Source organism: Nocardia sp. CA-145437 (assembly GCF_050956485.1).
Classification (GTDB): Bacteria; Actinomycetota; Actinomycetes; order Mycobacteriales; family Mycobacteriaceae; genus Nocardia.
The window spans coordinates 4,753,647-4,776,730 of sequence record NZ_CP191204.1 but is presented as its reverse complement, the minus strand read 5'-3'; the positions used below and the strand labels follow the sequence as shown (position 1 = coordinate 4,776,730).

General features: G+C 70.2%; 20 protein-coding genes. 14 read left to right on the top strand and 6 right to left on the bottom strand.

Annotation, left to right across the window (positions count from 1 at the left end; translation table 11 throughout):
- Window positions 1-344 precede the first annotated feature (344 nt).
- The 6 genes from ACQPYY_RS22260 to der all read left to right on the top strand — a co-directional run bounded on the left by ACQPYY_RS22260 (window position 345) and on the right by der (window position 7,183).
- Complete coding sequence (locus ACQPYY_RS22260) at window positions 345-1,241, top strand: ParA family protein (protein WP_379104972.1); 897 nt, start codon at window positions 345-347, stop codon at window positions 1,239-1,241.
- A gap of 278 nt (window positions 1,242-1,519) precedes the next feature.
- The gene (locus ACQPYY_RS22255; RefSeq protein ID WP_433594702.1) at window positions 1,520-2,377 is read left to right on the top strand and encodes a segregation and condensation protein A; all 858 of its coding nucleotides are present in this window, start codon (window positions 1,520-1,522) and stop codon (window positions 2,375-2,377) included.
- Between the two features lie 515 nt (window positions 2,378-2,892).
- Window positions 2,893-3,513, top strand: a complete 621-nt coding sequence (gene scpB / locus ACQPYY_RS22250; RefSeq protein WP_357287243.1) for an SMC-Scp complex subunit ScpB — start codon at window positions 2,893-2,895, stop codon at window positions 3,511-3,513.
- Between the two features lie 708 nt (window positions 3,514-4,221).
- Window positions 4,222-5,037, top strand: coding sequence for a pseudouridine synthase (locus ACQPYY_RS22245; protein WP_433590861.1), 816 nt, complete (start codon window positions 4,222-4,224; stop codon window positions 5,035-5,037).
- A 5-nt stretch (window positions 5,038-5,042) separates the two neighbouring features.
- Window positions 5,043-5,771: a (d)CMP kinase gene (cmk, locus tag ACQPYY_RS22240; protein ID WP_433590860.1), complete on the top strand. Its 729-nt coding sequence runs from the start codon at window positions 5,043-5,045 to the stop codon at window positions 5,769-5,771.
- Window positions 5,768-7,183, top strand: coding sequence for a ribosome biogenesis GTPase Der (der, locus tag ACQPYY_RS22235; protein WP_379104909.1), 1,416 nt, complete (start codon window positions 5,768-5,770; stop codon window positions 7,181-7,183). The genes cmk and der overlap by 4 nt, the downstream gene beginning before the upstream one ends.
- 63 nt (window positions 7,184-7,246) lie before the next feature.
- Here the strand turns inward: der and ACQPYY_RS22230 are convergent, their stop codons facing one another.
- Both ACQPYY_RS22230 and ACQPYY_RS22225 read right to left on the bottom strand, forming a co-directional pair.
- Entirely contained in the window at window positions 7,247-7,999 is a 753-nt protein-coding gene (locus tag ACQPYY_RS22230) for an SDR family NAD(P)-dependent oxidoreductase (RefSeq protein ID WP_433590859.1), read from the bottom strand.
- Between the two features lie 109 nt (window positions 8,000-8,108).
- Window positions 8,109-8,732: a hypothetical protein gene (locus ACQPYY_RS22225; RefSeq protein ID WP_379104905.1), complete on the bottom strand. Its 624-nt coding sequence runs from the start codon at window positions 8,730-8,732 to the stop codon at window positions 8,109-8,111.
- Window positions 8,733-9,029: 297 nt separating this feature from the next.
- Between ACQPYY_RS22225 and ACQPYY_RS22220 the strand changes: the two genes are divergently transcribed.
- Window positions 9,030-11,288: a bifunctional serine/threonine-protein kinase/ABC transporter substrate-binding protein gene (locus tag ACQPYY_RS22220; RefSeq protein WP_433590858.1), complete on the top strand. Its 2,259-nt coding sequence runs from the start codon at window positions 9,030-9,032 to the stop codon at window positions 11,286-11,288.
- Here the strand turns inward: ACQPYY_RS22220 and ACQPYY_RS22215 are convergent.
- Together ACQPYY_RS22215 and ACQPYY_RS22210 are read right to left on the bottom strand one after the other, a co-directional pair.
- Complete coding sequence (locus ACQPYY_RS22215; protein WP_433590857.1) at window positions 11,285-12,589, bottom strand: hypothetical protein; 1,305 nt, start codon at window positions 12,587-12,589, stop codon at window positions 11,285-11,287. The genes ACQPYY_RS22220 and ACQPYY_RS22215 overlap by 4 nt on opposite strands.
- An 86-nt stretch (window positions 12,590-12,675) precedes the next feature.
- Window positions 12,676-13,563, bottom strand: a complete 888-nt coding sequence (locus tag ACQPYY_RS22210) for a LysR family transcriptional regulator (protein ID WP_433590856.1) — start codon at window positions 13,561-13,563, stop codon at window positions 12,676-12,678.
- A gap of 116 nt (window positions 13,564-13,679) precedes the next feature.
- Between ACQPYY_RS22210 and ACQPYY_RS22205 the strand changes: the two genes are divergently transcribed.
- Entirely contained in the window at window positions 13,680-15,167 is a 1,488-nt protein-coding gene (locus ACQPYY_RS22205; protein WP_433590855.1) for an MFS transporter, read from the top strand.
- Here ACQPYY_RS22205 and ACQPYY_RS22200 read toward each other — a convergent pair.
- Window positions 15,138-16,085: an alpha/beta hydrolase family esterase gene (locus ACQPYY_RS22200; protein ID WP_433590854.1), complete on the bottom strand. Its 948-nt coding sequence runs from the start codon at window positions 16,083-16,085 to the stop codon at window positions 15,138-15,140. The genes ACQPYY_RS22205 and ACQPYY_RS22200 overlap by 30 nt on opposite strands.
- Before the next feature lie 117 nt (window positions 16,086-16,202).
- Entirely contained in the window at window positions 16,203-16,970 is a 768-nt protein-coding gene (locus ACQPYY_RS22195; protein WP_433590853.1) for a TetR/AcrR family transcriptional regulator, read from the bottom strand.
- 73 nt (window positions 16,971-17,043) lie between these two features.
- Here ACQPYY_RS22195 and ACQPYY_RS22190 point away from each other — a divergent pair, with 73 nt between their 5' ends.
- The 6 genes from ACQPYY_RS22190 (at window position 17,044) to ACQPYY_RS22165 (ending at window position 22,995) form a co-directional block, all read left to right on the top strand.
- Entirely contained in the window at window positions 17,044-17,994 is a 951-nt protein-coding gene (locus tag ACQPYY_RS22190; protein WP_433590852.1) for an ATP-binding cassette domain-containing protein, read from the top strand.
- Window positions 17,994-18,761, top strand: a complete 768-nt coding sequence (locus ACQPYY_RS22185; protein ID WP_433590851.1) for an ABC transporter permease — start codon at window positions 17,994-17,996, stop codon at window positions 18,759-18,761. The genes ACQPYY_RS22190 and ACQPYY_RS22185 overlap by 1 nt, the downstream gene beginning before the upstream one ends.
- A 353-nt stretch (window positions 18,762-19,114) precedes the next feature.
- Window positions 19,115-19,963 (top strand): lysophospholipid acyltransferase family protein, encoded by an 849-nt coding sequence (locus ACQPYY_RS22180; RefSeq protein WP_379104885.1) that lies wholly within the window; start codon window positions 19,115-19,117, stop codon window positions 19,961-19,963.
- Window positions 19,964-20,226: 263 nt separating this feature from the next.
- Complete coding sequence (locus ACQPYY_RS22175; RefSeq protein ID WP_433590850.1) at window positions 20,227-20,796, top strand: hypothetical protein; 570 nt, start codon at window positions 20,227-20,229, stop codon at window positions 20,794-20,796.
- A gap of 157 nt (window positions 20,797-20,953) precedes the next feature.
- On the top strand, window positions 20,954-22,057 hold the full coding sequence (locus ACQPYY_RS22170; RefSeq protein WP_433590849.1) for a PrsW family glutamic-type intramembrane protease: 1,104 nt from the start codon (window positions 20,954-20,956) through the stop codon (window positions 22,055-22,057).
- Between the two features lie 59 nt (window positions 22,058-22,116).
- Window positions 22,117-22,995: a GNAT family N-acetyltransferase gene (locus ACQPYY_RS22165; RefSeq protein WP_379104878.1), complete on the top strand. Its 879-nt coding sequence runs from the start codon at window positions 22,117-22,119 to the stop codon at window positions 22,993-22,995.
- Window positions 22,996-23,084: the final 89 nt, after the last annotated feature.

Below are 23,084 nucleotides of genomic sequence, written 5' to 3'. Positions count from 1 at the left end.
CGCAGTTGCGCCATACCCGTATCCTCCAATTCCGCCGATTCCGGTTTATCCGGTGCTTCGGGCGCGGAACATGACCCTGAACCCGTAACCTGCTGTGCCACAGTGCAACGAGACGTCCAGGACCGGTCCTCGGCCCGGCTCGGGCGCCTGTACCGGGTCTGAAGTGCAGGTTTAGGGTGCGTGTCCGAACGTTGGTCTCGCGCGAACAGGCGGTAGCGTCTAGGAGGAAACCCGATCGCACACGCGGCCGGGTGCGTCGTCCATTCCAGGCCGGTGGGCGGGGCAAGGGCAGGAACGTCGAAGGAGCAGCGGACGTGACGACTACCGGTGGTGCGGGCCAGCGGATCGAAACCGCCGCGCAAACACTGTGGGAGGCACCCGATGTGGTGTCCGACGGCAAAGAGGTCGGTCCCACCGGACGCCCGCTGCGCGAGATTCCCGAACCGCCCGAACCGGACCACACCGGCCCCGCGCTGATCGTCGCCATGTGCAATCAGAAAGGCGGCGTCGGCAAGACCACCTCGACCATCAATCTCGGTGCGGCGCTGGCGGAATACGGGCGCAAGGTGCTGCTGGTGGACCTGGATCCGCAGGGCGCGCTGTCGGCGGGACTCGGTGTGGCGCATCACGATCTGAACGTGACCGTGCACAACCTGCTCGTCGGCCCCGGCAAGGTGAATCCCGACGACGTGCTGATGAACACCAAGGTCGACGGCATGGATCTGCTGCCCAGCAATATCGACCTCTCGGCCGCGGAGATCCAGCTCGTCAACGAGGTCGGCCGCGAGCAGACCCTGGGGCGCGCCCTGGCGCCGCTGCGCGACCGCTACGACTACATCCTCATCGACTGCCAGCCGTCGCTGGGCCTGCTCACCGTGAACGCCCTGGCCTGTGCCGACGGCGTCATCATCCCGATGGAATGCGAGTACTTCTCGCTGCGCGGACTGGCCCTGCTCAACGACACCGTGGAGAAGGTGCGGGACCGGCTGAACCCCGAGCTGACCCTGTACGGCATCGTGGTCACCATGTTCGATGCCCGCCTATTGCATTCGCGCCAGGTCATGACGCGCGTGGTCGAGGTGTTCGGCGACCTCGTGTACGACACCGTGATCTCGCGGACCGTCCGCTTCCCCGACGCCAGCGTCGCGGGTGAGCCCATCACCACGTGGGCGCCGAAATCCGGTGGCGCGGAAGCCTATCGGGCCATGGCCCGGGAAGTCATCCAGCGGTCGGGCCGTTGAGCGATCCTCTCGACTCGGCGTCCGGCCACGACCTCGCGGACGCGGATTCCAGCATGCCCGGGGACGGGTCGCCGGTAGTGAGCGACATCGTCGGCGCTGGTGAGGACGTTGCCGGTGCGGACATCGGCGATGCGGATGTGGCCGGGCAGGACCCGGCCGGTGTCGTCGCGGACATCGCCGGGGCCGGTGCGGACGAGAACGCCGATAGCGCGACCGCGCCGGGTTCGTCGGTGGTGTCCGATATCGCGGGGTCCGGCGCTGTGGCGAAGCCCCCCGCGATGGACGCCGCTGTGGCATCCGAAAGTTCGGACAATCCGGGCAAATTCCACCTGAAGCTGGCCAACTTCGAGGGCCCCTTCGACCTGCTGCTGCAACTGATCAGTTCGCGACGCCTCGACGTCACCGAGATCGCGCTGCACAAGGTGACCGACGAGTTCATCGCCCACACCAAGGCACTCACCGCCCGCTTGTCCGAGGTGAAGGGCCTGCGGGCGGACAAGGTCCTGGACCAGACCACCGAATTCCTGCTCATCGCCGCCACCCTGCTCGATCTGAAGGCGGCCCGGCTGCTGCCCTCGGGCGAGGTGTCCGACGAGGAAGACCTGGAGTTGCTGGAGGCGCGCGACCTGCTCTTCGCCCGGCTGCTGCAGTACCGTGCGTTCAAGCAGGTCGCGGAACTGCTCGGCGAGCTGGAGGCGGCGGCGCTGCAACGGTATCCGCGCGCGGTGTCACTCGAGGAGCGGTATCTGGCGCTGTTGCCCGAGGTTACGCTGGGGGTGGACGCCGCGGGATTCGCGGAGGTCGCGGCCACCGTGTTCCGGCCGCGTCCGCGACCGCGGGTGGGGCTGGATCACATCCACGCCCACGCCATCTCGATCGCCGAGCAGGCCGCGCTCGTGCTGGAGATGCTCAAGAACGCGGGCGCGGGTGGCTGGACGACCTTCCACGAACTCTGCGCCGACTGCGAGCTGCCGATCCAGATCGTGGCCCGCTTCCTCGCGCTGCTCGAGCTCTACCGCGGCAAGACCATCGAGTTCGACCAGCCCGACCCGCTGGGCCCGCTGTCCGTCAGCTGGATCGGCGAGCTCGAGGACCAACCCGCCCAACCGGTGACGATTGAAGAGGACTACGGGTGACCGAGGTGCACACCATGGATGACGACGCGCAGGACCAGCCCGCCGGCAGCCAGCCCGCACCCCGGCCGACCCTGGCCGAGCAGATCATCGCCGAAGCGGCCGCGGCCGCCAAGGCCCGCGCGGCCGGACCGGACGCGACCGAGTCCGCGGCCGCCGCCGAACCCACGCCCGAGGCCGCCGAGCCCGGCGATGGAAGCGTCGAGGCAACCGCCGACGGTGCCGAGGCCCTGGCGGAGCCTGTGGTGCCCGCTGACGAAGCTCTTCCGCTCGAGGTTGCTACCGAGAGCCCGGAGTCTGATGCCGAAATCTCCGGGCGGGCGGCCGACATCACACCGGGCGAGGCCAAAATCACAGCGCTCCGGGACGAGGTCACATCGGCAGCGAACGAAGTCACAGTGCCCGATGCCGAAACGCCCGATGCCGAAGCGGCTCAGGCCGAAGCTGCGGACACGGGGGCAGTCGCCGCGCCGCCCGCTCTCGCGGTCGATCCGCAGGAGTTCGACGACGAGGACGAGCTGTCGGAGGCGGAGTTCCGCTCCGCGCTGGAGGCCATGTTGCTGGTGGTCGACGCGCCCGCGCCGACGGAACTGCTGGCCTCGGCACTGCGGGATCACCCGGTCCGGGTGGAGGCGGCGCTGCGGGAGATGTCGGCGGAGTTGACCGCGCGGCGCAGTGGCATGGATCTCAGGTTCGTCGGCGACGGCTGGCGGTACTACACGCGGACGGAATTCGCTCCCTATGTGGAACGTATGCTGTTGGACGGCGCACGATCGAAACTGACTCGCGCGGCTTTGGAAACCATGGCGGTGATCGCGTACCGTCAACCGGTTACCCGAGCACGCGTGAGCGCGGTGCGCGGCGTGAACGTGGATGGCGTGATCAGGACCCTGCTGGCGCGGGGGCTGATCGCGGAGGCCGGAGCGGACCCGGAGACCAACGGCACTCTGTACATCACCACCGAGCTGTTCCTGGAACGGATCGGGCTTGCGTCACTGGCGGATCTGCCGCCGTTGGCCCCGCTGCTCCCGGGCGTCGACCTGATCGACGAGATCAACGAGAGCTTGGAGACCGACCCCCGGTACACCAGGCTGAAGAAACCGGCCGAGGCGGATATCGACCTCGGCACCGAAGACTGAAATTAGGACAACGTGAATACACCCGCTCGCCGAGATGGCACACCGGATCGTAGGAAACGTGGCAGCGAACCGCCCCGTGGCGGTTCCCGCGCCGCCCGAGGCCGGACCGGAGACGACCGGTCCGCTGCCGGCGGCAATTCTTATGGCGGAGCCCGTGGCGGCTCCACGTCGCGCGGCTCGCGCGGCGACTCGCCCTCCTGGGGCGGCAATTCCCGCGGTGACTCCCGCGGCGGCTCGGGTTCGTACGGCCGGGACTCGGATCGTTCACGCGGTGGCACGGGGTCCTCTGGCCGTGACTCGGATCGTTCGCGTGGTGGCGCGGGTTCGTACGGCCGGGATTCCGACCGTTCGCGTGGCGGCTCGGGTTCGTTCGGTCGTGACTCGGACCGTTCGCGTGGTGGCGCGGGTTCGTACGGCCGGGATTCCGACCGTTCGCGTGGCGGCTCGGGTTCGTTCGGTCGTGACTCCGATCGTTCGCGTGGCGGTTCCGCTCCCCGCGGCGAAAGCCAGTGGGGCGCAAGCGGTTCCCGTGGCGGCGCGCCCGCTCGCGGCGGCTCGGGCTCCGGCTTCGGCGGCCAGGGCGGTAACTCCGCGCGCGGCAACCAGTCTCGCGGTATCGGCGGCGGTCGCCCGCTGGCCCCGCACACCTCGCCGAACACCACCGGCAAGAAGAAGACCGCCAAGCCGGAGCGCAAGATCGTCGCGCCCGTGCTGATCAGCAATGCCAAGCCCGCCCGGCACCAGCACGTGGACTTCGAGGAGCGGGCTCCGAAGAAGCTGCCGTGGGGTGAGGGTGAGCGCCTGCAGAAGGTCCTGGCCAAGGCCGGTGTGGCCTCGCGTCGCGTGGCCGAGGACATGATCGACGCCGGGCGCATCGAGGTGGACGGCAAGATCGTGCGTGAGCAGGGTCTGCGCATCGATCCCGAGACCGCGGTGGTCCGGGTCGACGGCGTGCGCGTGGTCATCCGCTCCGAGCAGGTGTACCTGGCGCTGAACAAGCCCAAGGGCTGGCAGTCGACCATGTCCGACGAGATGGGCCGCCCGTGCGTGGGCGATATCGTGGCCGAGCGGATCGCCGCCGGTCAGCGCCTGTTCCACGTCGGCCGCCTGGACGCCGACACCGAGGGCCTGCTGCTGCTCACCAATGACGGTGATCTGGCGCATCGGCTCATGCACCCCTCCTTCGAGGTGTCCAAGACCTACCTGGCCACCGTGAACGGCGAGGTCCGCAATCGTGAGGTCGGCAAGCAGCTCAAGGACGGCGTCGAGCTCGAGGACGGGCCCGCGTCGGTGGACAAGTTCCAGGTGCTCGAGGTCGGCAACGGCAAGTCGCTGGTGAAGGTGGTGCTGCACGAGGGTCGCAAGCACATCGTGCGCCGCCTGCTGGACGCCGTCGGGCATCCGGTGACCGCGCTGGTGCGCACGCACGTCGGGCCGATCGCGCTCGGTGATCAGCGGCCGGGCACGCTGCGCGTGCTGGGCCGGGACGAGGTCGGGAAGCTCTACGAGGCGGTGTCGTTGTGAACGGTGTGGGATCTCTGATCGATGCGGCCGGCGCCCTGACCGGTTCCGCGAAGCTGGTCGTGGCCATGGACGGCCCGTCGGGCACCGGCAAGTCGAGCGTGTCGCGCATGCTGGCGACCCGGCTCGAGGCCAGCTACCTCGACACCGGCGCCATGTACCGGGTGGCGACGCTGCGCGTGCTGCGCAGCGGCGTGGACCTGGACGACGCGGCCGCCATCGCCGTCGCGGTGAAGGAACTGCCGCTGACCATCGGCACCGATCCGAGCCGGGAGGTCATCCTGCTCGACGGTGAGGACGTCTCCGGTGAGATCCGCGGCAACGCGGTCACCCAGGCGGTGTCCGCGGTGTCGGCGGTGCCCGAGGTGCGCGAGCAGCTGGTCGCGCTGCAGCGGGAGCTGTCGGCGGCGGCGGGCCGAATCGTGGTGGAGGGCCGGGACATCGGCACCACCGTGCTGCCCGCGGCGGATGTGAAGATCTATCTGACCGCGTCGGCCGAGGCCCGCGCGCAGCGCCGCAACGCGCAGAACATCGCCGAGGGCCGGGGTGACGATTTCGCGGGTGTGCTGGCCGATGTGCAGCGCCGCGACACCCTGGACTCGACGCGCAAGGTGTCGCCGCTGCGTCCCGCCGAGGACGCGGAGCTGGTCGACACCAGCGATTTGAACAAGGACGAGGTCATCGACGAGCTGTATCGCGTGGTGGCCGCACGGATTTCGGCGGGAGGCTCGCAGTGACGCAGGACACCTTCGCCGGCGATGGGATCTGGTCGGACGAATCCGACTGGGATATCGCCGAATTCGAGGGCGAGCAGGACGCCGAGCACATTCCGCTGCCGACGGTGGCCATTGTCGGCCGCCCCAATGTCGGCAAGTCGACGCTGGTCAACCGGATTCTGGGCCGCCGCGAGGCGGTCGTGGAGGACATTCCGGGCGTGACCCGCGACCGGATCTCCTACGAGGCCACCTGGGCCGGTCGCCGTTTCCTGGTGCAGGACACCGGCGGCTGGTCGCCCGACGCCAAGGGGCTGCAGCAGTCGGTGGCCCGGCAGGCCGAGGTCGCCATGAACACCGCCGACGCGATCGTCGTGGTGGTGGATGTGACCACGGGCGCCACCTCCGCCGACGAGGCGGTGGCGAAGACGCTGCGGCGCAGCAAGACTCCGGTCATCCTGGTCGCCAACAAGGTCGACAACCAGAAGCTGGAGGCCGACGCGGCCGAGCTGTGGTCGATGGGTCTGGGCGAGCCGCACATGATCTCGGCCGCGCACGGTCGCGGTACCGGTGATCTGCTGGACGAGATTCTGGCGAAGCTGCCCGAGACTCCCCGCGAGGGCACGGGTCTCAGCGGCGGTCCGCGCCGCGTGGCGCTGGTCGGCAAGCCGAACGTGGGCAAGTCGTCGCTGCTGAACAAGCTGGTCGGGGAGGAACGGTCGGTCGTCCACAATGTCGCCGGCACCACCGTCGACCCGGTCGACTCGCTGGTCGAATTGGGCGGCAAGCCTTGGCGTTTCGTGGATACCGCGGGATTGCGGCGCAAGGTGAGCAATGCCTCGGGCCATGAGTTCTACGCCTCGCTGCGCACCAAGGGCGCGATCGAGGCCGCCGAGGTGGCGGTCATGCTGATCGACGCCTCCGAGCCGGTCACCGAGCAGGACCTGCGGGTGATCTCCATGGTGGCCGAGACCGGCCGCGCCCTGGTGATCGCCTACAACAAGTGGGATCTGGTCGACGAGGATCGGCGCGAGATGCTCGAGCGCGAGATCGACCGTGAGATGGTCCAGGTCCGCTGGGCCCAGCGCGTCAACATCTCCGCGCACACCGGCCGTGCGGTCCAGAAGCTGGTTCCGGCCATGGAGACCGCGCTGGAGTCGTGGGACAAGCGCATTTCCACCGGCCGCCTGAACAACTGGCTCAAGGAGGTCATCGCCGCCACGCCGCCGCCGATGCGCGGTGGCCGCCTCCCGCGAGTCCTGTTCGCCACCCAGGCGTCCACCCGGCCGCCGACGTTCGTGCTCTTCACCACCGGCTTCCTCGAGGCGGGCTACCGCCGCTTCATCGAGCGGAAGCTGCGCGAGGAGTTCAACTTCGACGGTTCTCCGGTCCGGGTCAATGTGCGTGTCCGCGAGAAGCGCGACCGCAAGAAGTAACCCGACCCACCTCGGAATCGGCCCGGGCGACGGCATCTGCGTCGCCCGGGCCGATTCGTCTGCCTAGAGAGCCATCTTGCCGTTGTCGACGGTGTAGACGGCGCCGTGCACGGCGGAGGCTTCGTCGGAGCAGAGGAAGCTGATGATGTTGGCGACCTGCGCGGGTTCCATGAGGCCGCGGGGGCTGGCGGTCTTCAGGATGAGCTGGTAGTCGGGGTCTTCGGGGAAAGTGAAGTTCTCGAGCATCGGCGTGGTCATGCCGCCCGGGCAGACGGCGTTGACGCGGATGCCGGCGCCATCGAACTCCAGGGCCATGGCCCGGGTGAGGCCGATGAGGCCGTGCTTGGCGGCGCAGTAGCCCGCCGAGTAGGCCTGGCCCTCCACGCCCGCGATCGAGGCCACGTTGACGATGCAGCCGGTGCGTTCGAGCAGGTGGGGGAGGGCGGCGCGGGAGAGGAAGAAGGGCGCGCTGAGGTTGACGGCGAGGTCGTGCTGCCATTCCTCGTCGGTGACCTGACCGGTGTGGCGCATGGTGTGCGCGCCCGCGGCGTTGACCAGGATGTCGAGCCCGCCGAAGCGGTCGACGCAGGCCCGCACCACCTGATCGGCCGCCGCCGGATCGGCGAGATCTGCGGCGTGCCAGGCGGTGTCGGGTCCGTCGAAGGTGTCCTTCAGGCGCGCCTCGTCGCGGCCGACGCCCAGCACGCGAGCCCCGCCCGCGATCAGCTGCCGCGCCACCGCCCGGCCCAGGCCGGAGGAGGCTCCGGTCACCACCGCGACCTTGCCGTCGAATCGACCGCCGCCATTGCCCGACATACCCGTCTCCCATCGATCGCCGGGTGGCCGGAAGCCGCCGCCCGCTGAAACGGGTTCTAAATTAGCCGGGTGGCGCGGCCGGGGCGACCGCGCCATCCGGGGGTGCGGGTCAGACCAGTTCGGGGACGCGGAGGTGAGCGAGGGCCAGTTCGAACTCGGCGACCTCGGTGACGGCGATGCCGGCCTGGGCGGCGGCCCTGGCCCGCATGTCCGCGGCTTCCTGGGCGGTTCGGGCCAGGGCCTCGGCGCTGTCGAAGGTGGCGCAGGAGACGCCGCGCCCGGCGGAGCGATCGACCATCAGGCTGACGCTGCAGAAGCCGTCCATCTGCTCCATGGCGGGCATGGCCATCGAGCGGAAGACGTTGATCGCCGAATCGATGCGATCGGCGTCGGCCCGGGTCCAGGTCACGCGGGCGCACGCGCCCTCGTCCGCGTGGTGCAGGCGATGCAGGGCGGCGATCTCCCACTCCTCGATGAGCGGGCCGTCACCGCCGAAGATGTCCCGGGCGCGGTTGCGCAGTTGGCGCACCCGGCTGGCGCTGTCGTGCATCGCGTTCTCGGACTCCCACGCGGTGGTGACGATGCAGCGGCCGGATTCCCGGTCCACCAACAGCGACAGACCCACCCAGCCGGGCATACCGCCCAACTCGGACATCACTTCATCGCGCATGAATGCAATCCCGGCATCGATAGAGGACAGCTGCGCCTGAATCGTGTTAGAGCGTGCGTACACCTTCGATCCACCTCCTCTGTTGCGGGGGCGACGCCCGGGGTGACGCCGCCGACGCCTCTCAGCCTGCTCCAGCCCGTTCGCCGTGGCAATACCGGGGCATACCTGGAGCAACCGGACAGGGTGAGCGGCCCGCGCGCGGGTCGGCGCTCGCGAGGCGCCGGACGGCCGAGTAGCCGCGGCCCGCGGGCGGTGGCCGAACCCGCGCGGGGCGGTGGGTGAGCCCGTGTCGAGGAGCTGAGACGGCGGGTCCGAGCGGGTAAGGTTCGTGGGAATGTGCGGGGTGCGAAGGGCCGAATTGTGCGTGCGGGTACGGAATTCGCGGGGTATCTGATCGAGCGGAAGCTCGGCGGGGGCGGGATGGGGGAGGTCTTTCTCGCCCGGCATCCGCGGCTGCCCCGGCTGGTGGCGATCAAGGTGCTGGCGCGGGAGCTGGTGACCCAGCTCGAGACTCGGTCCCGGTTCGAGCGGGAAGCCGAACTCGTTGCGCGGCTGGATCATCCGAACATCGTGGGTGTGCACGATCGGGGCGTCTCGGGCGGGCGGCTGTGGATCGCCATGCAGTACGTGGACGGCGGCGACGCCTCCGCGCTCGACCCGTTCACCCTGCCCGCCGCCGAGGCCGTGCGGATCGTCGGGGAGACGGCCAAGGCGTTGGACTACGCGCATTCGATGGGCGTGATCCACCGGGACGTGAAGCCCGCCAATATCCTGCTCGGTCGTGACGCCGCCGGGCAGGAACGTCGAATTCTGCTGACCGACTTCGGAATCGGGCGGTTGCGCGACGATTCCGCGCAGATCACCCGCACCGGGACACTGGCCGCGACCATCACCTATGCCTCGCCGGAGCAACTGTCGGGGGCCGCGCCGGATCAGCGCTCGGATCAGTATTCGCTGGCCTGCACCCTGTTTCGGCTGTTCACGGGGTCCACGCCGTATCAGGCGGAGACGGCGGCCGCGGTGGTCGCGGGGCACCTGCAGCATCCGGTGCCGAAGGTGACCGATCGGCGGCCGGAGCTGCCCGCGGCACTGGATGCGGTGTTCGCGCGGGGCCTGGCCAAGCGGCCGGAGGATCGGTTCGACACCTGCCGGGACTTCGCCGAGGCTGCGGCGCGGGCGCTTTCGGGCGCCTCGGAGTCGACCGTGCCGCCGCTGACGGCGGCCGGGACACCGCGGCCGGCGGCGGCGACGATCGGCTCGACGGGCGCCACCGCCGCGACCGTCACCGTGCCGCACGGCGCCGACCGCACCGTGCTCGACGACCCGGGACTGCGGCCGGAGCCGGTGACGGCCGCCCGGGTGCGGTCCGGTCGCCGGCTGGCGGCGGGAGTCGGCGCGCTGGTGGTCGCCGTCGCGGCAGCGGCGGGAATCATCTGGGCGGCACAGGGTTCCGGACCGTCCGGCCTCGCCAGTCCGGTGAGCGTGACCGGTCCCTACCCGGCCACGTACCCGGGTTTCGTGCCGCTGACCCAGATCGACGGGCTCGGCGCCAAGGTGGTCGCGCCGGTGTCGGTGGCCGACCCCGCCAATGACGGCCGCCTGCCGTGCGAACCGGCGACCATCGCGGCGGCGCTCCCGCTGACCGGCTCGGACGCCGCGCTCGGCCGCACCGTGCTGGGCGCGGTGCGGCTGGCCGTCGATCAGTTCGTGAAGGGCGGAAACCCGCAGGGCGGCAACAAGGTCTGCCCGATCACGGTGCGCGAGTTCGATACCGCCGGGGATCAGGGGAAGGCGGCGCGGGTCGCCGAGCAGATCGCCGCCGACGACTCGGTGGTGGCGGTGATCGGTCCGGCGCTGTCGAAGGAGGTCATGGCCGCCGGGAAGACCTTCGACGCGGCCGGGCTGCCGTTTCTCACCCCGGTCGCGACGAATCCGCTGCTGGCGCAGTCGGGGTGGAGCGGCTTCTTCCGCGGCCTGGCCAATGACAATGCCGAGGGCCCGGCGTTGGGTCGCTACCTCACCAATACCGCCCGGTTCTCGCGGGTCTGCGTGGTCCGGGACAGCGGAGGCGGTTTCGGGGTGTCGCTGGCGGGTGCGGTGGTGGAGGGCCTCGGTCCGGCTTCGGTGCCGGCGTGCGATGTCAGCGTCGATCTCGGCGGCGATACCGGGCAGGCCGTGTCGGCCATCGCCGCCGTGAACCCGGACGCGGTGTTCTACGCGGGCTATCCGGCGGCCGCCGCGACCCTGCTGGCGAAGCTTCGGAAAGCCGATGTCACAGCCACTTTCGTACTCGGCGACGGCAGCTACGACCCCGCGTTCAAGTCCGCCGCGGGGTCGGCGGCCACCGGCACCTTGGTGGCGTGTCAGTGCGGGCCCGCCACCCAGCGCTTCCTCGACGAGTATCGCGACGCCACCGGGACCGCCGCGAACCCGTACGCCGTCGAGGCCTACGACCTCACCGCGATCGTGCTGCGGGGCATCGTGTCCGGGCACGGCGGCCGCACCGCATTGCGTGACTACCTGCACGGCTATCACGGCGACGGGCTCGCCCACACCTATGCCTGGTCCACCGGCGGTGAGCCGTCCGAGCCGCGGATCTGGCTGTACCGGGTCGCCTAGTCCGTTCGCTCGGATTCGGGGGCACGGGGTTTCGGCTGCGACGGCTCGTCGCGTTCCGGCCGCAGGCGGCGCAGCACCAGCATGGCCGCCAGGCATCCGGCGCCCAGGCCGATGGCCGTCCACGCCGCGCGATCACCGGCCGTGCTGACGCGGTCGGGCAGGGACGGCAGCGCGTCGCAGCCCCGGTATTGCAGGGTGAGCGCCGCGGTCGGGACCAGCACGACGCCCAGTGCCAGGACGGTGCTCGCGGCCAGGCGGGTGGTGACCGCGCCGAAGCTGTATCCGGCCAGTCCCGCGTAGAGGCACCCGCCGAGCAGCGCGGCCCACGAATCATGGTGCTGCGCGCTGGAAGCCAGCAGCGCGAAGACCGACAGCCCGACGCTCGCCGCGGCGGCGGCCACCGGCTGCGGGCGGGGGAGCAGGACGCCGGCGAACAGTCCGAGCGCCAGGATCGCGAGCACCGGCGCGAGTTTCCAATGGGCGTGGACGGTCGCGAGGGCGCCGCCGGTCGCGGTGAGCGACACCGCGAGCAGCGTGAGGGTGCCGTCGCGGCCCGGCAGCAGCAGGGCCGCGATCAGGGCGGCCGCGACGACCGCGACGAGCCAGGCGGTGATGGCGATCCAGCTGTGGGTGCCCGGGGTGAGGCGTTCGGAGGCCACCGCGATGGTCGTGATCACCACCGCCGCGGCCACGATCGGCGCGAACGGCAGCTGCACCGACGTCGGATGCGTGGTGCTGGTCCGCCCGCAGACCACCGCGCACACCGCGAGCAGCACCGCCGCCAGCACCGCCAGCCAGTCCGGCGGCAGATCCACGAAGGCGCGTTCGAGCACCGACAGGTTCCCGTTCTCGGCGGCGATGGTCTCGATGTGGCGTCCGAGTAGGACGCCGGTGAGCCCGCCGAGCAGGTAGCCGACAGCGGGCGGCCGGTACCGCAGTGCCGCCGCCCCGGCGGCGCCGAGCAGCACGCCGCCGGCGAGCGAGTCGAGGAAGTTGGCGGTGGCCAGGGTGGCGGAGGTGGAGGCGACCAGCAGATGGTCGGTGGCGAGGACCAGCGCCGCGCACGCGCCGGTGGCCCACGCGGTCCGGTTGCCGAGCATGCGTACGAGCACCGCGGCCACCACGGCGAACACCGCGCCGGTGGCGGTGGCGCGGGGCACGGTGATGGTCAGCAGTGTCATCTGCATGGCGGACGAGTCGGTGCCGCACCCGGCGTCGTAGGGCACGATCAAGGCCATGCCCGCGACCGCGGCGGCGATGCCTCCGCCCAGTGTGTCGAGGGCCGCGCGATAGCGCTGCACGGGCGGCTCCCTGGAGTCGAAGCGACAGAACAGTTACCGTTCGGCAACCGTAACAGTGTGCGGGCTCGCCGGGACAGTGCGCGGGCTCAGCGGGCGGGGCGGCGAGCCGCCCGGTCCACCGCGAAATCGCGGAACCGGCGTACCGCCTCCGACGGTGTCGCGGTCGCCGACCAGATCAGCCCCACATCGCGCGACGCCCCCGCGTCGGCGAGCGGGACCACCGCCAGGTCCGGCGGCGGCGGTTCCTCGGCGGGCACCAGCGCCACCCCGAGCCCGGCCGCGACCAGTCCGTGCACCGTCACCAGGTCACTGGTCTCGAAGGCGATGCGCGGCCGGATCCCGGCCGCCGCGCACAGGTCGTCGAAGATGCGCCGCATCCCGAATCCCGGATGCATGGTGATGAATTCGGCGTCGGCCAGCTCGCTCAGCCGGGTCCGGCGCTGCCCGGCGAGCCGATGATCGGCCGGAACCGCCAGCACCAGCGGCTGATTCAGCAGCATGTGCCACCCGATGCCGGGCTCGCTCGGCCGCGGCGACACCAACGCCAGATCGGCCTCCCCGTCGAGGACCTGGCGCGTGATCGCCTCGGCCGCGCCCTGGAACAGCCCGAAGTCGACCCGTCCGGCCCCGCGCCGGAATTCCGCGATCAATTCCGGCGCCAGCCGGCTGCCGAAGGAATGCAGGAACGACAGCCGCACCACCCCCTTGGCCGGATTGACCCGGTCGGCGACCGCCTGCTCCCCGGCCCGCAGTTCCGCGCGGGCGCGGCGCGCGTGCTCGTAGTACAGGCGGCCGTACTCGTTGAGCCGGATGCGCTTTCCGTGCCGATCGAACAGGGGAGCGCCCAGCCGCCGCTCCAACCGGGCGAGCATCCGCGACAGCGTCGGCTGGGCCAGATGCAATCGGTCGGCCGCCGCGCTCACATTCTCGGTTTCGGCGAGTGTCGTGAACCACTCCAGATCGGCGCCGAGCACACCGCCTCCTCGCTATATACCGCAATGGCATGAGCCTGACGACAATCATGCATTTCCGATCTAAGCGCCGGTCACGCACCCTGGATCTCGTACCCGATCCATCCTGGGAGGACCCGATGACCAGCGCTGATCAGCGGTTGAGCACGCGAGGACCGATCGGTGCGCCCACCGGCCCGGCGATCGACACGCCGAAAGATCCGGAGCTCACCGCACCGCGTGCGTTCGCTGAGCCGGACGCGGGACTCGCCACGACGGAACGCGCGGGACCGGCCGCGCCCCCGGCGTCCCATGATCGCCCATCGGTCCGGCACGCGACGGACGACACGGACTCGGCCGGACGGGTGGCCGTGGCGGACCGGGCCGACGCGGATGGGTCCGCCGAGTTCACCGGAGCTCACGAGAAGCGCGTCACCGTAGCGCTTTTCGCCGCCGGGCTGACCACCTTCGCGGCCATGTACTCCACACAGTCGCTGCTGCCGAGCCTGTCGGCGGCGTTCGGGGTGCCGCCCGCGCACGCGGCGCTGGCGGTGTCGCTGACCACGGGATTCCTTGCGCTGGCGATCATTCCGGTGGGGGTGCTGTCGGCGCGGATCGGCCGTACCCGGGTGCTAATCGGGTCGGCGGTGGCGGCCGCGGCGCTCGGGTTGCTGCTGCCGTTGTGCCCGACGATGGACACGCTGCTGGCGGTACGAGCGGTGCAGGGTGTCGCGCTGGCCGGGGTGCCCGCGGTGGCGATGGCGTATCTGGCCGAGGAGGTCGGCGCGAGCGGGCTGGGTTCGGCGATGGGGGTGTACATCGCGGGGACGAGCATCGGCGGGTTGTCGGGACGCTTGATCCCGTCGCTCACCCTCGGGCTGACGTCGTGGCGGTGGGCGGAGTTGACGGTGTCGCTGGCCGTGGCGGCGGGCGCGGTGTGGTTCGCGCGGACGCTGCCCGCCTCCCGCGGATTCGCCGCGCGCCCGGCCGGTTTCGGGACAGTGCTCGGCGATCTCGCCCGGCAGGTACGCGCTCCGCGCCCGGCCGCGCTGTTCGGGCTCGCCTTCCTGCTCATGGGCAGTTTCGTGTCGATCTACAACTACCTCGGCTACCGGCTGACCCACCGCCCGTTCGGCCTGTCCGAGGCGGTGGTCGGGCTGGTGTTCGTGCTGTACCTCGCGGGCACGGCGGCGTCGGCCTACGCGGGCCGGCTCGCCGCTCGCCGTGGCCACCACCGGATCCTGGTGGTGTCCCTGGCGCTGATGGCGGTCGGCCTGGCGGTGACCATCCCGGATCACCTGAGCACGGTGCTGATCGGCATCCTGCTGCTCACCACGGGATTCTTCGGCGCGCACACCGCGGCCAGCGCCTGGGTCGGCGCGCTGGCCGAGAACCGCGGCGCCGCATCGTCTCTCTACATGTTCGCGTACTACCTGGGCAGTGCGGTGGTCGGCAGCGCCGCGGGGATCGCCTACGCGGCGGGCGGCTGGATCGGCCTGGTGGCCTGTGTGGCAGTGCTTTTCGCGGTCGCCGCGCTGCTCACCGCCACGCTGTCGCCCCGGATCCCCGAGCCTGCCGGAACCCCGGAGCCGCGGCTGTCAGGGCAGCGGGTTGGCGTTCAGCAGTGACCACATGCGGTTGTTGACGTCGGTCGCGGCCGCCGAGCCCGGGGTGGGCCACAGGTGGGCCTTCGTCGCGTCATCGGTGGTGTGGTACAGCCGGTACAGCACCTGGGTACCCGACGCGCACGAGTAGCGCTCGCCCTTCACCACCGCGGTGCCGGTCTCCGAGGCCGGGGTGGCTCCGCAACTGTCCTTGGTGCGCCACAGGTCTCGATGCTGCTCGGCGACGATCTGCCACACGATGGGGTCGTTGTCGTTGAGCATCACGCCGAACGACAGCTTGCGGGTGGTCGGGCAGTCGTTGGCGTCCCACGCGCCGCTCGGCCCGGCCCACACCGCGGCCGAGGCGACCAGATCCGAGGCGGAGCACGCCATCCGGGAGGTCATCTGCCCGCCGTTGGAGTGTCCGATGAAATGCACGCGCTTGGGGTTCACGCAGTAGTCGTTGCCGATGGCGTGGACCAGGCTGCGCAGGAACGGAACGTCGTTGGCGGGGTTGGAGGCGCTGAACTCCCAGGCCCATTTGTCCGCGGCGCCGTCGTTCTTGCCGCCCTGGGGGTAGGCGACGATGAACTTCTTGCTCTGCGCGACCGCGGTCCAGCCGGTGGCGGTTTCGAAGTGCGTCGGGTTGTCCTGGCCGCCGTGCAGCGCGACCACCAGCGGCGCGGCGCCGCTCAGCCCGGACGGCACGAACAGCCGGAAGGGACGGTTGACCCCGTTCTTGTCGGGCAGGGTCAGCGCGAGGGTGCCGCCGGTGGCCGCGCTCGAGCATCCGGCGGGCGAGGGCGGCAGGGGGTCGTCGCAGGTCAGACCGCACGGGGGCAGGCCGACCGCGTTCGCGGGGGCGGCCGCGACACCGGTCATCGAGAGTGCGAACAGTGCTCCGACCGCGGCCATCGCCAGCGCTCTGAATCTGAGCCTCACTGTAATCACCTGTCTGTCAAGCAGTTTCGTGGGACTGTAGCGACAAGAGATCTTTTCGGTCAGGCTCTCGGGCTGATATAGCTGGAATCTGCTAGGGCGCGGACGCGGGTCGATGGCCTACCGTGCACCGGTGTTCGCGTCGATGAAGGTCTGGTAGCCGTCCAGCAGCCGGTCCAGCGCGAACCCGAAATCGGCTTCCTCCCAGTGCATGTCGTCGCTGTCGAAGGCGCGATTGGTGAGCGCGCTGGTGACGGCGGGGAAGCGGTCCGGGTCGAGGACGGCGGTGAGGATGCCGGTGTAGTCCTGCTTCTCGGTCTGGCGGATGGCATCGCGCAGGAACCGGGTGCGGCCGATCACGTAGATCGAAAGATTCACCAGTAGTTGAAGTTTGAGCGCCTCGGGGATGTCGACCTCGGCGAGGGCTGTCATGCCGGTCTCCAGCCAGGCCATATTGTTCGGGCCGAGCGGGGGAGTGGTCGTCGGGATGTCGAGCCACCAGTCGTGGGCGCGGATGGCGTGGAATTCGGCCCAGGCCCAGGCTTCCAGTCCGGCGCGCCAGCCGGCGGGCAGTTCCGGGGTGTGGTCGAAGATGCGGTCGTACAGCAGCACCACGAGGGTGTCCTTGCTGTCGACGTAGCGGTACAGCGACATGGTGGTGAAGCCGAGCTCCTTGGCGACCCGCGCCATCGACAGCGCCGCGTAACCCTCGGTGTCGGCGATGGTCATGGCCGTGTCGAGGATCTGCTCGAGGCTCATGCCGCGCCGGGGGCCGCGGCTGCCCGTCTCGTCCAGATCCCAGAGCAGTTTCACCGACTTGGGCAGGGCTTGCGGCTCGGGCGTCATCGGACCTCCTGTCGTGGTGTCGGTTTCCATCTTGCGTTCCATCTTGCGGCATCGAAGAAACTGTGTAGCCTATAAACAGAGTATATGGCATACACAGTTTCTGAACGGAGCTCTCATGACCACATCCGGAACGGGGCCCGCCATCGAGGTGAGTGGTCTCGTCAAAGCCTTCGGTGGCCGGCCGGTACTGCGCGGCATCGACGTCACCGTGCCCGCCGGGACGGTGTTCTCCCTGCTCGGCCCCAACGGTGCGGGCAAGACCACCATGGTCCGCGTCCTCACCACCCTCGAACGCGCCGATGGGGGAGAGCTGCGGGTCGGCGGCCACGACCCCGTGCGCGAGGCCGGCGCCGTGCGCGCGGCCATCGGCGTCACCGGGCAGTTCGCGGCGGTCGACGAGATCCTCACCGGCTCGGAGAACCTGCGCCTCATGGGCCGGCTGCTGCACCTCGGATCGCACGAGACCGCCCGGCGCGCAGCGCGATTGCTGGAACAGTTCGAGCTCACCGAGGCCGCCGGGAAGCGCGCGGGCTCCTACTCCGGCGGTATGCGCCGCCGCCTCGACATCGCCATGAGCCTGATGGGGCAGCCCCGCATCGTCTTCCTCGACGAGCCCACCACCGGACTGGACCCGCGCAGCCGCCGCGAACTGTGGCGGGTGATCCGCGGCCTGGTGGCCGACGGCGTCACCATCTTCCTCACCACCCAGTACCTGGAGGAGGCCGACCAGTTGGCCGACCGCATCGCGGTGCTCGACGGCGGCCGCATCGTGGCCGAGGGGCGCGCCGAGGAGTTGAAGCGCCTGGTGCCCGGCGGGCACCTACGGCTCGGCTTCGCCGACGAGCACGGGCTGGCGGCGGCCGCGCGAGCGCTGCCGGTGGCCGAGATCGACGGCGAGGAGCTGGCATTGCGGGTGCCCTCGGACGGCAGTGTCGGCGATATCCGCACGTTGCTCGATCATTTCGACGATCACGCCGTGGCCATCGACCACTTGTCCATTCACACCCCCGATCTCGACGACGTCTTCTTCGCCCTCACCGGCAATACCGTGAAAGGCGCTGCGTAATGCGTACTCTCGTGCACTCCGCCCAGGACTCCGTGACCATGGTCGGCCGCAATCTGCGCCACACCCTGCGCAGTCCGGACACCATGATCATGACCATCGCCGTGCCGGTCAGCATTCTGCTGATGTTCGTGTACGTATTCGGCGGCGCGATGAATGTCGGCGGCTCCTATATCGACTACGTCGTGCCCGGAATCATTCTGCTGTGCGCGGGATTCGGCTCGGGTGCGACCGCGGTGGCGGTGGCCACCGATACCCACACCGGCATCGTGGACCGGTTCCGCGCGATGGCCGTCTCCCGCAACTCGGTGCTGACCGGGCATGTGCTGGAGAGCGTGCTGCGCAATCTGCTCACCAGTTCGCTGGTGGTGCTGGTGGCCGTGGCGCTCGGCTTCCGGCCGACCGCGGACCCGCTGCGCTGGCTGGCCGTGGCGGGCGTGCTGGCCTGCTTCGTGGTGGCGCTGTCCTGGATCGCGGCCGCGCTGGGGCTGCTGGCCTCGAATCCCGAGGCGGCCAACGGTTTCATGTTCTTCTTCATGTTCCTGCCCTACGTGAGCAGCGCGTTCGTGCCGACCCGGACCCTGCCGAGCTGGCTGCGCGGCTTCGCGGCGCACCAACCGGTCACCTCTGTCACCGAGACCGTGCGTGGTCTGCTGATGGGTTCTCCGGTGGGGGATTCCGCGCCGACCGCGCTGGCGTGGTGCGCGGGTCTGGCCCTGGCGGGCCACCTCGCGGCGAGTGCGCTGTCCCGTCGTCGGACTGCCTCCTGAGATATGTCTACGCCGATATGCGCATCTACGCATGGCATCTCGGGTGAGCCATCTTAAGGCGAGTGCGGTGTGCGGAACCGGGGCAGTGAGATGAATGTTGGGTTTCGCACACTTCCTAACAAGCAAACGCTTGGGTTGATAACGTCGATGGTGCAGGAGGACGGTGACGGGCATCTGTCGCAACGCAGCGACGTCCGTACGCTGAACCGGACCGCGCATGCGCGGCCGTCGGAGCTAATCAATGGGGATCTGACCCGGGGGCAATTCAATTCGGCTCGACGTTGTTTCAAATGCGTCGTGCGATGTCGTTGCGTGCTGCCCGTCCCCGGCAAAGCAATCGACAGGAATGGCTGATGACCGAGAACAAGGTAATCCCCGACCCGAACCACCCGCTGCTGCCGCTCGCGCGGGCCTACACCGACTACTTCACTCCCACCGTGGTCGGTGTGGAGAATCTGCCGACTTCCGGCCCGGCGCTGGTGATCGGCAACCACTCGTCCATCTACTGGGCCCCGGAGGTGTGGATCACCTTCATGGCCATGCTGGAGCACCGCCCCGACGAGCCCAGCTACGGCGTCGCCCACGACATCCTGCTGCGCGCACCGGTTCTCGGTGACAGCCTGCGCCAGTTCGGTGTCATCGCGGCCTCGAAGGAATCCGCCGCCAAGGGGCTCAAGGACGGCGGCGCGGTCATGGTCTACCCCGGCGGCGACTGGGAGGCGTGCCGCCCGTGGACCGATCGCGGCAAGATCGACTTCGCCGATCGCAAGGGCTTCATCCGGCTCGCGCTGGAATCGGGGGTTCCGGTGATTCCCGCGGTCGCCAACGGCGGCCACGACTCGATCTTCGTGCTCAGCCGCGGCGAGCGCACCGCCAAGCTGCTGCAGCTCGACAAGCTGGTGCGCGCCAAGGTGTTTCCGTACACCCTGGGCCTGCCCTTCGGGATCGCCCCGATCCTGCCGCAGCTGCCGCTGCCGGCCTCGGTGACGGTGAGTTTCCTGCCCGCCCTGGACTGGTCCACCGAGCCCGGCGACCCGGACGACACCGCTCTGGTCGACGACTACTACACCCGCACGGTCTCGACCATGCAGACCGAGCTGGACCGGCTGCGCGCCGAGACCCCGAACCCGGTGGTCGCGGGCCTCAAGAAGCACGCGGCGGGCCTGCCCGGACCGCTGAAGGGTCTCGCCGACCTGCTGTGAGGACGCGGATTCGCTGTAGGGGGACAGCGGATTTCGCCGGATGAGCCATCGAGGATGCCGCACGCGGGCCGGAGCCGCGGACGGCATCCTCGTTCCGTATCCGGCCCCGATGTTCTTCCGGCGCTGCGGACACGCTCCGGCCGCCCGATGTGGTTAACTCGCGGCAAGCGCCCGGACGGCGACTGCCCGGGCCTCGAGCCGGGCGTCCGGAACGCATCCACCGTCCCCGGACGTTGCCTCAGGGAGCCGAGAGGGTGGAAGACATGGCGCGCCTTGTGCATTCGGTCGGCCCCGCGCTGGCGGCGGTGGGGGCGCTCGCGGTGGCGCTGGTGGTGCCGCCCCTGCTGTCGGACGCCGTCCCGGCCCGCGTGACCGACCTGGCCGAGGGGACCGGCATCACGCTGACCGCCTCCGGCATCGGCGCGGTGCACGGCGGCGACGATCCCGCCAACGCCGTCTTCTTCCGGGTGCCCGAGCCGATGCGGCGGCAGGCGACCGGCGACGCATCGGTCGTGATCCTGAAATCCGAGGACGGCGAGCGGCGGCTGTCGGTGTCGGTGACCGACGGCATCACCGATTTCGCCACGGCCGCACCCCGCATGCTCCTGCCCCTGCGCGCGGCGGGCGTCGCCGCGCGCTTCGACGGGGGAGTCGTCGACGAAGGCGAATTCCACGGCCTCACCTGCGAATTGCCCGACAAACCGGGCGGCGTGTGCGCGGTGGCCACGAGCGGCGATGTGGGGGTCACCCTGCTGGCCACCGGCCCCACGCGAGAAGCGAGTCTGCAGCTGATCGCCGAGGTACTCGGCTCGAGCAAGGCGGTGGAGGCGTGAGCCGCGAGCTGCGTGGCGGGATGGATGACAAGATGGCGTGCGGCCCGTCGCAGGCCGGAAACGGCAGCGCCCGCGAGCGTTCCGCGCACAGCGGTCACCGTGCGGGGCGGGTGGGCGAGCCGGTTGGCGAGTTCGCTCGGCGGGAACGGGGTGCCGCATGAGTTGGTTCCAGCCGCGTTCGGCGTTGTTCTGGGTCTACTGTCTGGCGGTCGTGGTCGGGCCGTTGCTGTTCCTGATCCAGGCGGCGGGGCAGGTGTGGTTCGCGGGGGCGGCGTCGCTGGCGGCATTGCCGATCACGGTGCTCACCCTGCTGGTGATCGGGCGGATCCTGTTCGCGCTGGACCCTTTCCGGGCGCGGCGGCAGCTGATTGCCCCCTTGGTGATGGGCGCGATCTGGGGTGCGACGGTGTGGACCGGGCTGGCCATGTGGGCCAATGATCATCTGAGCCGGGCGGTCACGAATCTGTTCGGGGACCGGTTCGCGATCAGCTGGAGTGCCGCGATCACCGCGCCGATCGACGAGGAGTACATCAAGGCGATCGGCATCGCCGTGGTGGCGTTGCTGTTCCGGTCGCGGCTGACCCGGCCCATGCACGGGCTGCTGCTGGGCGCGGCGGTCGGGCTGGGCGCGCAGATCGCGGAGGACTGCCTCTACAGCACGCAGACCGCGCTGTCGTCGCCGCAGACGCCGGTGGCGGATGTGCTGCTGGTGGCGGTGCTGCGGCTGGTCACCGCGCTCACCTCGCACTGGGCCATGTCGGCGCTGGCCGGGGTCGGGATCGTGGTGGCGCTGGTCCGTACGGACCGGTCGTGGCTGTGGCGGTTCGGGGTATTCGCCCTGTTCTACGGGCTGGCGTTCACCATGCACGTGCTGTTCGACGCCCCGCGCCCGCCGGGCCCGCCCTTGGTCTCGACCTATCTGCCGATCCTGATCGATCTGGTCATCTTCGCCCTCGCGTACGCGTGGGTGCTGGCGAGCGAGCGGCGCTGGTTTCGCGAGCTCATCGCCCGCCCGGCGGCGCGCGCCATCGGGTCGGAGGCTGCGCTGGCCCCGCTGCTCACCTACCATCGCCGCCGCGAAGCCCGTGCGGCGCTGCGGCATTCGGCCGGCTGGACGCGCCATCAGGCGCTGGCCTACGAACGTGATCTGGTGGATCGCGTCACCGATCTGGATACCTCCGGGCAATCCCGGTTGACGGGTGGTGCCGGCCCTGGATCGGGCGGGCTCCCGGAAGATAGGGTGGTCCGCTACCGCTGGTAGGTGATTTAACGCGTGCCGGTGACCTGCGCCGAGATAACTGGACGCTAGCGTGGGTCATTATGAGTGAGGGTCAGACGCCGCCCGCCGACCTCGCGCGTCGGCCGGTGGACGAGTTGCTGGAGCGTCGTCAGCAAGCGCTGTGCAACTACCTCGACGCGAGTGCCGACATCGCCGGCACCCGGATTCGCGCGAACTTGAACGGCTGGCAGAAGTGGCTGGGCAAGCTGCCCGGTTCGCCGATCGCGCGGGCCACCGCGCGCCGTGACGCACTGAAACGGGATCTGGCCGTACACGGCGTCGGCGCGGACGATCACCGCTGGGGTGTGCTGTCGGGCGGATTCGTGCGCAGTCTCGGCGCTCCGCTGTGCCTCGAGGACACCCTCGCCGAACTGACCGAACGCTACAGCGCCGAGCACCCGCACTGGACGCGCCGCCTGGAGGCGCTGGCCCGCGCGACCGGTGAGGCTCGCCCGATGGCCGCGGTGGGCGATCGCGCCGTGGTCGCCGACCTCACCGAGGATCTGCTCGCCATCACCCGCTCCGCCCCCGATGAGGCCGCGCGGCAACGGCTTTCCGATCATCTGCCCGGCGTCCTGCGGCCGGTGCCGTCCGACATCGAGTCGCTGCGTCGCGACGACAAGCTCGCCGAGGTGGTCTTCGACATCTACGCCGACACCATCAAGCTCGACAACATCACGGTGAACCCGGAGTTGCGCGGCTCCGGCCTGGGCACCGCGATCTTGCAGCACCTGTGCCGGGCCGCGGATGCCCATCACCTGTGCATCGTCGGCCAGCTGGTCCCGACCTTCCGCGACGACGACTCCGCCGTGCCGGTGCTGGCGAAATGGTGCCGCCACCACGGGTTCTCGGTCAACGAGCGGCTGGGCGGCCGCATCGTCCGCACGCCGATGAGCGTCCCGGGCGCCGCGGCGATGTAGTCCGCGCGCGGGAACGTGGTCCGGACGGCCCCCGAAACGCCGAACGCCGCACACCGATCGATGGTGTGCGGCGTTTCGCGTGCGAACGT